Below are 11,366 nucleotides of genomic sequence, written 5' to 3'. Positions count from 1 at the left end.
CCGGTGCGGGGCTGCCGGTCACGGCCGGGCGGGACGGGGCGGGCTCGGCGGCAGGAGTCGGGGAGACGGTCGCCTCGATCCCTCTCGACGCCGGTGCGCCGACGGGATCGTGGGACGGCTCCTGTTGCGGCGGGCGTCCCGTCCTCCCGGGGGTCGCGCGCGTCGCTCCGGCATCGTCCGACGCAGCCCGTCCGGCCACGGCCGGCACCGTGCTCCTCGGAGCAGCGCCGGAACCCCTGGACCGCCCCGCCGGATCGCCGTCCGCTGCACTCGTCCGGTCCGCGGCCTCCGGGTCCGTCTCCGGCCGGTCGGCGCTCGCCGCCGCTCCTCCGCTCGATGTGGGCGCAGCCGCCTCGGCCGTTGCACGCTCGTCCACCCGCGCGGAGGCGTCCTCCGCCGCCACGAGCGCGCCGCCCCCGTTCCCGGACAGCAGAACCGCCGCCCCGACGACTCCCGCGATCGCGAGTGCCGCCGCAGCGGACGCGGCGACGACTACTCCTGTTCCGCTGCCCGCTCTCGACGCTCGGACCGCTCTCGACGCTCGAACCGCGCTCGACGCCCGGACCGCGCTCGGCAGCGGACCGGAGGCCGCGCCGGAGCCCCCGCCCGCCGCCCAGGCTGCCGCGCCGCTCACGCCGGCCGAGAGCGGCAGCAGCACCGACGCGAGGCGGCGCGCAGTGCTCTCGGCCTCCGCCAGCGCCTCCCGGCAGGAGAGGCACCCGTCCAGGTGCCGGTCGATGCGGTGCCTGTCCCGGACGGGGGCTCGTCCTCGCGCGTACGTCCCCGCCCGCTCGAGCACCCACTCGCACTCGCCCGTCGCCGAGGCGTCCGCCACGTGCTCCCGGATCCACGCGGAGCGCAGCCCCTCCCGCGCCCGCACCCCGAGCGCTGCGACCGCGTTGGGCCGCAGGCCCATCAGCGGTGCGGCGGCGGCGGGGGACAGGCCCTCCACCTCCGTGTACCAGAGCACCTCCTGCCAGCGCGGCGGCAGCGCCCGGAACGCGCGCGCGCCCAGGTCGCGCTCGAGGGCGGCGAGGGCGTGCGCCTCGGGATCGGGGCCGGCAGAGGGGAGGGCGCGGTCGGCCTCGTCGAACGGCCGCTCGTGCCGGTCCCGCCGGGCCCAGGATCCCGCGACGTTGCGGACGGTGGTGAAGAAGTAGGGGCGGAAGGCGCCCTCGGGTCCGCCGCCGCGCTCGATCGCCCGCAGGACGCGGAGGAACGCCTCCGAGACCAGGTCGTCGGGGTCGGAGCTGCTCGCCCACGCCCGGGCCACGGTGCGCCCGGCCGAGGAGTGGCGGCGCCAGAGCTCGGAGACCGCGTCGGTGCGGCCCTCCCGGACCAGCGCGACGAGCTCCTCGTCGCTGCGGCCGTCGATGCGCTCGGAGCGGCGTCGAGGACCCACGGCGACGCCCTCCCTCCCGGTCCCGCGCCGGGACCGCCCGAGGGATCGTCGCACGATCGCGCGTGCCCGCCCTCGACTGGCGCGACTCCCGCGCCACCCGGCCCGCTTGCTAGAGTGAGCCCGCCGCGACTGGCGTTCGGATGGGTGACCATCAGGGAGCGGCACCTCCTCCGGGGCAGCGCCCCGGACACTTTTCCCGCCGCACGCCTGGGCTGGAACGGATACCGTAGATCGGGTCGCCCGAACGAGCCGTGTCGCGCCGCAGCGACCTGCCGGGCCCCTTCCGTTTCCCAGCCAAGGAGCGTCCGTGTCCTCTTCCCCCGCCAGCCCCGGCGTCGCCGCCTCGTTCGACCAGCCCGTGTCGGTGGTCGACCCCGAGATCGCCGCCGTGCTCCAGCAGGAGCTCGACCGCCAGCGCGGCTACCTCGAGATGATCGCGAGCGAGAACTTCGTGCCGCGCGCGATCCTCGAGTCGCAGGGCTCCGTCCTGACCAACAAGTACGCCGAGGGCTACCCCGGCCGCCGCTACTACGGCGGCTGCGAGTACGTCGACATCGCCGAGCAGCTCGCGATCGACCGCGCCAAGGCCCTCTTCGGCGCCGAGTTCGCCAATGTCCAGCCGCACTCCGGAGCCTCCGCCAACGCCGCGGCGCTCGCCGCGCTCGTGCAGCCCGGAGACACCATCCTCGGCCTCGAGCTCGCGCACGGCGGCCACCTGACCCACGGCATGAAGCTGAACTTCTCGGGCAAGCTCTACAACGCGACCGCGTACGGCGTCGACCCGCAGACCTTCCGCATCGACATGGACGCGGTCCGCGAGAAGGCCCTCGAGGTCCGGCCGCAGGTGCTCATCGCCGGCTGGTCCGCCTACCCCCGTCAGCTCGACTTCGAGGCGTTCCGCGCCATCGCCGACGAGGTCGGCGCGAAGCTCTGGGTCGACATGGCCCACTTCGCAGGCCTCGTGGCGGCGGGGCTGCACCCGTCGCCGGTGCCCTACGCCGACGTCGTGACGACCACCGTCCACAAGACGCTGGCCGGCCCGCGCTCGGGGCTCATCCTCGCGAAGCAGGAGTACGCCAAGAAGCTGAACTCGGCCGTCTTCCCCGGCCAGCAGGGCGGCCCGCTCATGCACGTGATCGCCGCGAAGGCGACCGCGTTCAAGCTCGCCGGCGAGCCCGAGTTCGCCGATCGCCAGGCACGCACCATCCGCGGCGCGCAGATCCTCGCCGAGCGCCTCACGGCGGCCGACTCGAAGGCCGAGGGCATCGACGTCCTGACCGGCGGCACGGACGTCCACCTCGTCCTCGCCGACCTGCGCGACTCGCCGCTGGACGGCAAGCAGGCCGAGGACCGCCTCCACGAGGTCGGCATCACGGTCAACCGCAACGCCGTGCCGTTCGACCCCCGCCCGCCGATGGTCACCTCGGGCCTGCGCATCGGCACGCCGGCGCTCGCGACCCGCGGCTTCGGCGACACGGAGTTCACCGAGGTCGCCGACGTCATCGCCGAGGCGCTCAAGCCCTCGGCCGACCTCGAGGCGCTGCGCGGCCGTGTCGCCCGCCTCACCGACGACTTCCCGCTCTACCCCGGGCTGTAGTCGATCCGCTGCACCACCCGCGCGGCGGAGGCCGGGGCACCGTCCCCCTCCGCCGCGCCACGACCGAGGAGCCCGAGATGACGGCACAGGTACTCGACGGCGTCGCGACGGCGACGGCGGTCAAGACGGAGATCGCGGAGCGGGTCGCCGCTCTGCGCGAGCGGGGCGTCGTGCCCGGGCTCGGCACGCTGCTGGTGGGGGACGATCCCGCCTCCCGCTCGTACGTCGCGGGCAAGCACCGCGACTGCGCGGAGGTCGGGATCGAGTCGATCCGCGTGGACCTCCCCGCGACCGCGTCGGCGGACGACATCCGCGCCGCCATCCGGCAGCTCAACGACTCGGAGGCCGTGACCGGGTACATCATCCAGCTCCCGCTGCCGAAGGGCATCGACGAGAACGCGATGCTCGAGCTCATGGATCCGGACAAGGACGCCGACGGCCTGCACCCCACCAACCTCGGCCGCCTGGTTCTCGGCGTCGAGGGCGAGCTGGACAGCCCGCTGCCCTGCACGCCGAACGGGATCGTCGAGATGCTGCAGCGCCACGGCATCCCGACCTCGGGCAGACACGTCGTCGTCGTGGGCCGCGGGCTCACCGTCGGCCGACCGCTCGGGCTCCTGCTCGCGCGGAAGGGCCTCGACGCCACCGTGACCCTCACCCACTCCCGCACGGCCGATCTCGCCGCGGAGGTGCGCCGCGCCGACATCGTGGTGGCCGCCGTGGGCGTGCCCGGGCTCATCCGCGCCGACTGGGTGAAGCCCGGCGCCGCCGTGCTCGACGTGGGCATCACGCGGGTCGAGAACCCGGAGACGGGCCGCGCGAAGCTGACGGGCGACGTCGCACCGGAGGTGGCGGAGGTCGCGGGCTGGCTCTCGCCCGTGCCCGGCGGCGTCGGCCCGATGACGCGCGCGATGCTCATCCACAACGTGGTGACGGCGGCCGAGCGCGCCCTGCGCTGACCGGTCTCGCGCCACGGGACCCGCGCCGGACCGCGCTCGGGGGCGACGTCCAGTCGCCTGCCGGTAGCGTGGCCCGGCGCTCTCGCGTCCCCCACCCCGTCGGACACGTCCTCGGAGCGCGCCCCGCCCCACGAGGAGAACCCATGCTCACCGTCACCGCCTACGCCGCCCCCTCCGCGACCGAGCCGCTCGTCCCCACCACCATCGAGCGCCGCGACGTCGGACCGCACGACGTGCTCATCGAGATCGCCTACTCCGGCATCTGCCACTCCGACATCCACACCGTCCGCGGCGACTGGGGTCCGGTGGCGTACCCGCTGACCGTCGGCCACGAGATCGTCGGCGTCGTCGCCGAGGTCGGCTCCGAGGTCACCAAGCACTCCGTCGGCGACCGCGTCGGCGTCGGCTGCATGGTGAACTCCTGCCGCCAGTGCGAGAACTGCCTCGCGGGCGAGGAGCAGTACTGCCTGAAGGGCAACACCGGCACCTACGCCTCCGTCGACCGCGACGGCACCATCACCCAGGGCGGCTACTCCACGCACGTCGTCGTCGTCGAGGACTTCGTGCTCCGCGTCCCGGAGTCGATCCCCTACGAGGCCGCCGCTCCGCTGCTGTGCGCGGGCATCACGACCTACTCGCCGCTCTCGCACTGGGAGGCGGGGCCCGGCAAGCGCGTGGCCGTCGTCGGCCTCGGCGGGCTCGGCCACATGGCCGTCAAGTTCGCGCACGCGATGGGCGCCGAGGTCACCGTGCTCTCGCAGACCCTCAGCAAGAAGGAGGACGGCCTCCGCCTGGGCGCCGACCACTACTACGCGACGCGCGACGAGGCGACCTTCACCGATCTCGCGAACACCTTCGACCTGATCGTCAACACGGTCAGCGCGCCCCTCGACCTCGACGCCTACCTGGGGCTCCTGCGCCGCAACGGCACGATGGTGAACGTGGGCGCTCCGGCCGAGGCGCTGCCGCTGCACGTCTTCACGCTCTTCGGCGCCCGTCGCTCCTTCGCGGGCTCGGGCATCGGCGGCATCCGCGAGACCCAGGAGATGCTCGACTTCTGCGCCGAGAAGGGCATCGCGAGCGAGGTCGAGGTCGTCTCGGCGTCGCAGATCAACGAGGCCTACGAGCGCGTCCTCGCCTCGGACGTCCGCTACCGCTTCGTGATCGACGCCTCCACGTTCGAGAAGTGAGGGCGGCCGGGGCGCTAGCCTCGGCGGCATGAGCGAACGGAGCCACCCGGCCGTCGACCGCGTCCTCGCCGACCTCGACCGGCACGGCGTGCACCCGACCGTGCGCTGGCTCGATTCGGCCGCGTCGACGGCGGCACTGGCGGCCGAGGCGCTGGGCGTCGACGTCGGCCAGATCGCCAACTCGCTCGTGTTCCTGATCGACGGTGCGCCGCTGCTGGTCCTGACCAGCGGCGGCCACCGCGTCGACACCGCCTGGCTGGGCGTGCAGCTGGGCGGATCGATCACCCGGGCGCCGGCCGCGGAGGTGAAGTCCGCGACGGGCCAGACGATCGGCGGGATCGCGCCGGTGGGCCATCCCGCGCCGCTGCGCACCGTGGTCGACACGGCCCTCGCCGCCTACGACGTGGTCTGGGCTGCGGCCGGGCACGCGCACACCGTCTACCCGACGAGCTTCGCCGAGCTGGTCCGGGTCACCGGGGGAGAAGCGCGCGCCGTCGTTCCGCCGGATCCGGCGCCGTAGCGGCTGGACGAGGAACGCCCCCTGCGACGCGAGGTCGCAGGGGGCGTCGACGGAAGCAGAGGTCAGAGCACCCGACCCGCGCCGTCGGCGGCCGTGACCAGGAAGAGCTCCGGAGTCGTGAAGCCCTTCTCGGCGAAGGCGGCGAGGACCGCGGCGCGGACCTCCTCCTCCTTCTCCACCGGGGTGAGGGCGATCGCGGAGCCGCCGAAGCCGCCGCCGGTCATCCGGGCGCCGATCGCTCCGGCGCCGCGCGCCGCCTCGACGGCGGTGTCGAGCTCGGGCACCGAGATCTCGAAGTCGTCGCGGAGGGAGACGTGGCCGGCGTCGAGCAGATCGCCAATCGCCCGGGGACCGTGCTCGCGCAGGGTGCGGACGGTCTCGAGCACGCGGACGTCCTCGGTCACGACGTGCTTCACGCGCCGGTAGGTGACGTCGTCGAGGAGCTCCTGGGCGCGCGGCAGGTCGTCGACCGTCAGCTCGCGGAGCGACGGCACGCCGAGGGTCGCGGCGCCGAGCTCGCAGGAGGCGCGCCGCTCGGCGTAGCCGCCGGTGGCGTGCGCGTGCTCGACGCGCGTGTCGACGACGAGCAGGACGAGGCCGGCCTCCTCGAAGCCGAGGGGGACGACCTCGGTGTCGAGGCTGCGGCAGTCCAGGAACACCGCGGCGTCGCGCTTCCCGAAGAGGGAGGCGGACTCGTCCATGATCCCGGTGGGGGCGCCGACCGCGACGTTCTCGGCGCGACGGCCGACGCGGGCCATCGTCGCGCGGTCGAAGCCGAGGTCCCAGAGCTCGTCGAGGGCGACGGCCATCGCGCACATCAGCGCCGCCGAGCTCGAGAGCCCCGCGCCGACCGGCACGTCGGAGTCGACGTACGCGTCGAAGCCCGAGCGGGAGCCCAGGTCGACGCCGTACTCGGTGAGCGCCCAGACCACGCCGAGCGGGTAGGCCGACCAGCCGGTCACGGCGCCGGGGCCGAGCTCGTCGAGAGCGACCTCGACCACCTCGGGGGAGAAGGCGCTGCTGATCCGGATCAGGCGGTCCTCCCTCGGAGCGACGGCCATCGCCGTGGCGCGGTCGATCGCGAAGGGGAAGACGAAGCCGTCGTTGTAGTCGGTGTGCTCGCCGATCAGGTTCACGCGGCCGGGGCCGGCCCAGACGCCCGCGGCGGGGCGGCCGAAGGTGCGCTCGAAGGCGGCGGCCGCGCTCTCGGCGACGGCGGTCAGGGAGGCGGGAGCGGCGGTCATCGGTTCTCCTCGGCGATGTCGGCGGCGGTGGTGGCGGGAGTGGCGGCGCCGCCGGGAAGCGAGTCGTCGCTGTGCGCGGCGACCGGCAGCGCCGCGTCGGGGCGCTGTGCGATCCCGGCCTCGAGCACGGCCGCGTCGGCCCGCTCGATCGCCGCGCGCAGGGCCGCGGCGCTCGTCTCGGGGGCGATGTCGCCGATCCAGGCGCCCATCGCGGCCTCGCTCCCCGCGAGGTACTTGAGCTTCGTCTCGGCGCGGCGGGGCGAGGTGATCTGGAGCATCAGGCGCACCTCGTCGCGGCGCTCGTGCACCGGGGCCTGGTGCCAGGCGGCGATGTAGGGCGTCGGGGTGTCGTAGAGGGCGTCGATGCCGCGGAGCAGGCGCTGGTACATCACAGCCAGCTCGTCGCGCTCCTCCGGGGTCGTCGCCGCCAGGTCCGGGACGTGGCGGTGCGGCAGGAGGTGCACCTCGACCGGCCAGCGCGCGGCGAACGGCACGAACGCGGTGAAGTGCTCGCCGCGGAGGAGGACGCGCTCGCCGGCCTGCTCGAAGGCGAGGACGTCGGCGAACATCGACGGCCCGTAGCTGTCGAGCGAGGCGAGCAGGCGGGTCGTGCGCGGCGTGACGTAGGGGTAGGAGTAAATCTGCCCGTGGGGATGGTGCAGCGTGACGCCGATCGCCTCGCCGCGGTTCTCGAACGGGAAGACCTGCTGCACGCCGGGAAGGGCCGAGAGGGCGCCCACGCGGTCGGCCCAGGCCTCGACCACGGTCCGGGCTCGGGAGGCGCTGAGCGTGGCGAACGAGCCCTCGTGCTCGGGGCTGAAGCAGACGACCTCGCAGCGGCCGACGCTGGTCAGCGTCCGGCCGAGCCCGAGAGTGCGCAGGTCCTCCAGGGAGGCGGGCGCGTCCGCGTCCTCGAGGAGCGGGCCGAAGGAGGGGGAGCGGTTCTCGAAGACGGCGACGTCGTAGCGGCTGGGCACCTCCGACGGGTTCGTCGGCGACGCCGGGGCGAGCGGATCGAGCTCGGCCGGCGGCAGGAACACGCGGTTCTGGCGCGACGCGGCGATGGAGACCCACTCGCCGGTCAGCACGTCCTGGCGCATCCGCGCGGTGGCAGGGCGGGGGTCGAGGTGGCGGGCGTCGGCGGCGCGCTCCGGGGGGAGGGTCGTGTCGGCGTCGTCGAAGTAGAGGAGCTCGCGGCCGTCGGCCAGCGTGTGCGGGCGCTTGACGACGCCGGCGGAGAGTGTGATCGCTTCGTTCATGGCAGGAGTCAGACTAGGGCCGCACCTTCGAAAAGGAAAGCTCGTTTTCCCTTTGACAAGTCCACCGGCCCGCGGGCACGATGGGCGGATGAGGACGGACGGCGAGCAGGAGTCCACGTCGGCGATCGAGCGCCGGCTGCGGCTGCGTCTGGCCGCCGAGAGCTCGGGCTTCGTCGGGGTCGCCCCGATGGCCGACATGCTCGGGGTCTCGGTCGTCACGGTCCGCTCCGATCTCGCCCTGCTCGCGAGCGAGGGCGTCCTCCAGCGGGTGCGCGGAGGGGCGATCCCGGCGCCGAGGCCCACCGGTGAGCGCTCGCTCGAGGAGGGCCTGAGCGCCGCCTCCGACGAGAAGGCCGCGATCGGCGAGGAGGCCGCCGCCTCCGTCTCCTCCGGGCAGAGCATCGTGCTCGACGTGGGCACCACCCCGCTCGCCATCGCGCACGCGCTCGTGGCGCGGGAGGAGCTGCGCGACGTCACGGTGATCACGAACGGCCTCTCCACGGCGCTGGCGCTCGAGCCGGCCATCCCGCGCTTCACGGTCGTCGTCACCGGGGGCACTCTGCGGCCGCTGCAGCACTCGCTGGTCGAGCCGCTCGCGTCCGAGCTGCTCGAGCGGATCCGCGCCGACATCGCCTTCATCGGCTGCACCGGCGTGCACCCCGAGGCCGGCGTCACCAACGTCAACCTCCCGGAGGCGACCCTGAAGCGCCGGATGCTGCAGGCGGCGACCCGCCGGGTCGTGGTCGCGGACTCCTCGAAGCTCGGAGTGGTCGACCTCGGCCGGGTCGCCGCTCCCGACGAGTTCGACCGTCTGCTCACGGGGGCGGGGGCCGCCGACGGAGTCGTCGCCGCTCTGGAGGAGGCGGGGCTCGCGGTCACCCGCTGCCGGACGCTCGGCGAGCGCGTCAGTCCGTAGGATCAAGGAATGGCCGACTTCACCCCCGCCCCCGCCACCGGGCGCCAGTTCCCGCTCGACCTCACCGCCGAGGGACGCACCCTGCACGCCGTCGTGACGGAGGTGGCCGCAGCGCTGCGCCACCTCTCGGTCGACGGAGTGGAGATCACCGCCTCCTACCCGGAGAGCACCGTCCCGCCGTTCGGCTCGGGCATCGTCCTGATGCCCTGGCCCAACCGCGTGAAGGACGGGCGCTGGCACCACCGCGGCGAGACGCTCCAGCTCGCGATCACCGAGCCGAAGTACCACAACGCCATCCACGGCCTCCTGGTGAGCACCCCGTACCGCCTCGTCGACCAGGGCCCGTCCTTCGTCGAGCTGGCCGCGCCGGTCGTGCCGCAGGCGGGCTACCCGTTCCACCTCGAGACCTCGGTCCGCTACGAGCTGCAGGCCGACGGGCTGAAGGTCGTCCACCGCGTCGTCAACGTCGGAGCCGACGAGGCGCCCGTCGCCATCGGCACGCACCCCTTCCTCGCCATCGGCGACGTCCCGACCGACGAGCTCGAGATCACCGTCGACGCGGCGGTGCACATCGAGGTCGACGAGCGCCTCAACCCCACCGTGCAGAACCCGGTCGAGGGCACCGAGTGGGACCTCCGCTCCGGCCGCCGCATCGGTGACCTGGAGCTCGACGACGCCTGGGCCGACGTCCGGATGGTCGACGGCGAGAGCGTGCACGGCCTCCGCGCCGCGGACGGCCGCCGCGTGCTCCTCTGGGCCGACGCCTCGCACAACTTCATCCAGGTCTTCATCACCCGGATCTTCCCCGACGGCGACGACGTGAAGACCGCGATCGCCGTGGAGCCGATGACAGCTCCCGCAGAGGCCTTCAACAGCGGGCAGGGCCTGCGCTGGCTCGACCCGGGCGAGGAGTGGACCGTCGCGTGGGGCATCCGCCACGAGGGGTTCCCCACCGCGTCATGACCACCCTCGCGGCCGTCGGGCGCGACGACGAGGCCAAGCGCGTCGCCCTCGTCCGGATGAAGCGGCTCGCCACGGGCCTGCTCGTGGTGATGGCCGTCGTCTTCGCCGTGTCGTTCGCCCTGCAGGAGCGCTACCCGTGGCTGCAGTGGGTCCGGGCCGCGAGCGAGGGCGGGATGGTCGGCGCGCTCGCCGACTGGTTCGCCGTGACCGCGCTGTTCCGGCGGCCGCTGGGCCTGCCGATCCCGCACACCGCGATCATCCCGACCAAGAAGGACGAGATCGGCGCGAGCCTCGCGCAGTTCGTCGAGGAGAACTTCCTCCGCGGCGCCATTGTGCGCGAGAAGCTCGACTCCTTCGGGATCGCCCGGCGGGCGGGGCTGTGGCTCGCCGAGCCGGAGAACGCGCACCGGGTCGGCGGCGAGAGTGCCGCGGCCGTCCGCTCGGCGATCGCCCTGCTGGACGACTCCGACGTGCAGCGCGTGATCGAGGCGCTGGCGCGGCGCCACCTCCTCGACCCGCAGTGGGGCCCGCCGCTGGGCTCTCTGGTGGGCAGCGTGGTCGAGGCGGGCCACCACCGGCGCCTCGTGGACACGCTGGTGGAGCAGGCGGAGGCGTGGCTGACCGCGAACCCGCAGAGCTTCACCCGCATGGTCAGCGGCCGCCTGCCGAGCTGGCTGCCCTCCGCGGTCAGCCGAGCGGTGGACGAGCGGCTGTACCGCGAGGCGCTCGTCTTCGTCGCCGCGGTGCGCGAGGACCAGGTGCACCCGTTCCGGATCGCGATCGACGGCTACCTCGCCACGCTGGCGCAGGATCTGGGCACCGACCCCGACCTGATCGCCCGGGTCGAGGAGATCAAGAACCGCGCCTTCGACAGCCCGCGCGTCCGCGAGCTCGCCGGGGACGCCTGGGAGGCGACGAAGGCCTCCCTCCTCGGCGCGATGGACGACCCGTCGAGCCCCCTCCGCGGCAGCATCGAGTCGATCGTGGTCGATCTGGGCCGCCGGCTCTCGACCGACGCCGGTCTCGCGGCGACCGTCGACTCCTGGATCGGATCGGTCGCGGCCAACCTGGTCGACCGCTACCGCACCGACATCGCCAGCATCATCGGCGACACCATCCACCGCTGGGACCCGCGCGAGACGTCCGAGAAGCTCGAGCTGCAGGTCGGGAAGGACCTCCAGTTCATCCGGATCAACGGCACCGTCGTGGGCTCCCTGGCCGGGCTGGTCATCTTCACCGTCGCGCACGCGCTGCTCGGCTCGTGAAGCGGGGCGCCCGGGCCCGCTCCGCAAGCCCTCGTCGGCGTCGGTGGTCGG

The 11,366-nt window shown here is 73.9% G+C and carries 10 protein-coding genes; 7 read left to right on the top strand and 3 right to left on the bottom strand.

Going from position 1 to position 11,366, the window contains the following annotated elements; translation table 11 throughout:
- Window positions 1-1,402, bottom strand: a 1,402-nt coding sequence (locus C5C29_RS15960; protein ID WP_104308554.1) for a sigma-70 family RNA polymerase sigma factor, incomplete at its 3' end; no start/stop codon positions are given.
- A 307-nt stretch (window positions 1,403-1,709) separates the two neighbouring features.
- On the opposite strand from C5C29_RS15960, the gene glyA reads away from it, so the two are divergent.
- The 4 genes from glyA (at window position 1,710) to C5C29_RS15940 (ending at window position 5,668) form a co-directional block, all read left to right on the top strand.
- The gene (gene glyA / locus C5C29_RS15955; RefSeq protein ID WP_104224723.1) at window positions 1,710-2,999 is read left to right on the top strand and encodes a serine hydroxymethyltransferase; all 1,290 of its coding nucleotides are present in this window, start codon (window positions 1,710-1,712) and stop codon (window positions 2,997-2,999) included.
- A 77-nt stretch (window positions 3,000-3,076) separates the two neighbouring features.
- Window positions 3,077-3,958 (top strand): bifunctional methylenetetrahydrofolate dehydrogenase/methenyltetrahydrofolate cyclohydrolase, encoded by an 882-nt coding sequence (locus tag C5C29_RS15950; RefSeq protein ID WP_104224722.1) that lies wholly within the window; start codon window positions 3,077-3,079, stop codon window positions 3,956-3,958.
- 143 nt (window positions 3,959-4,101) lie between these two features.
- The gene (locus C5C29_RS15945) at window positions 4,102-5,148 is read left to right on the top strand and encodes an NAD(P)-dependent alcohol dehydrogenase (RefSeq protein ID WP_104224721.1); all 1,047 of its coding nucleotides are present in this window, start codon (window positions 4,102-4,104) and stop codon (window positions 5,146-5,148) included.
- 28 nt (window positions 5,149-5,176) lie between these two features.
- Window positions 5,177-5,668 (top strand): YbaK/EbsC family protein, encoded by a 492-nt coding sequence (locus tag C5C29_RS15940; RefSeq protein ID WP_104224720.1) that lies wholly within the window; start codon window positions 5,177-5,179, stop codon window positions 5,666-5,668.
- A gap of 62 nt (window positions 5,669-5,730) precedes the next feature.
- Here the strand turns inward: C5C29_RS15940 and galK are convergent, their stop codons facing one another.
- Both galK and galT read right to left on the bottom strand, forming a co-directional pair.
- Window positions 5,731-6,912 carry a galactokinase gene (galK, locus tag C5C29_RS15935; RefSeq protein ID WP_104224719.1) on the bottom strand — a complete coding sequence of 394 codons (1,182 nt, stop codon included), beginning with the start codon at window positions 6,910-6,912 and terminating at the stop codon, window positions 5,731-5,733.
- Window positions 6,909-8,171, bottom strand: coding sequence for a galactose-1-phosphate uridylyltransferase (gene galT, locus C5C29_RS15930; protein WP_104224718.1), 1,263 nt, complete (start codon window positions 8,169-8,171; stop codon window positions 6,909-6,911). The genes galK and galT overlap by 4 nt, the downstream gene beginning before the upstream one ends.
- Before the next feature lie 88 nt (window positions 8,172-8,259).
- Here galT and C5C29_RS15925 point away from each other — a divergent pair, with 88 nt between their 5' ends.
- From C5C29_RS15925 to C5C29_RS15915, 3 genes are read left to right on the top strand one after another with little or no spacing between them, the layout of a single operon-like run.
- Window positions 8,260-9,087, top strand: a complete 828-nt coding sequence (locus C5C29_RS15925) for a DeoR/GlpR family DNA-binding transcription regulator (protein WP_104224717.1) — start codon at window positions 8,260-8,262, stop codon at window positions 9,085-9,087.
- Between the two features lie 9 nt (window positions 9,088-9,096).
- Window positions 9,097-10,050, top strand: a complete 954-nt coding sequence (locus C5C29_RS15920; protein WP_104224716.1) for an aldose 1-epimerase family protein — start codon at window positions 9,097-9,099, stop codon at window positions 10,048-10,050.
- Entirely contained in the window at window positions 10,047-11,315 is a 1,269-nt protein-coding gene (locus C5C29_RS15915) for a DUF445 domain-containing protein (RefSeq protein ID WP_104224715.1), read from the top strand. The genes C5C29_RS15920 and C5C29_RS15915 overlap by 4 nt, the downstream gene beginning before the upstream one ends.
- Window positions 11,316-11,366 lie beyond the last annotated feature (51 nt).

The organism is Rathayibacter sp. AY1H2 (genome assembly GCF_002931985.1).
Lineage (GTDB): Bacteria > Actinomycetota > Actinomycetes > Actinomycetales > Microbacteriaceae > Rathayibacter.
Note: the sequence above shows the minus strand (reverse complement) of the source record. Positions and strands in the feature narration are given on the sequence as shown.

Excerpts from the sequence above, each read along its gene's own strand:
- C5C29_RS15925 (WP_104224717.1), top strand. The coding sequence starts at position 8,260 with ATGAGGACGGACGGCGAGCAGGAGTCCACGTCGGCGATCGAGCGCCGG.
- C5C29_RS15945 (WP_104224721.1), top strand. The coding sequence starts at position 4,102 with ATGCTCACCGTCACCGCCTACGCCGCCCCCTCCGCGACCGAGCCGCTC.
- C5C29_RS15940 (WP_104224720.1), top strand. The coding sequence starts at position 5,177 with ATGAGCGAACGGAGCCACCCGGCCGTCGACCGCGTCCTCGCCGACCTC.
- galT (WP_104224718.1), bottom strand. The coding sequence starts at position 8,171 with ATGAACGAAGCGATCACACTCTCCGCCGGCGTCGTCAAGCGCCCGCAC.
- C5C29_RS15920 (WP_104224716.1), top strand. The coding sequence starts at position 9,097 with ATGGCCGACTTCACCCCCGCCCCCGCCACCGGGCGCCAGTTCCCGCTC.
- galK (WP_104224719.1), bottom strand. The coding sequence starts at position 6,912 with ATGACCGCCGCTCCCGCCTCCCTGACCGCCGTCGCCGAGAGCGCGGCC.
- C5C29_RS15950 (WP_104224722.1), top strand. The coding sequence starts at position 3,077 with ATGACGGCACAGGTACTCGACGGCGTCGCGACGGCGACGGCGGTCAAG.
- C5C29_RS15915 (WP_104224715.1), top strand. The coding sequence starts at position 10,047 with ATGACCACCCTCGCGGCCGTCGGGCGCGACGACGAGGCCAAGCGCGTC.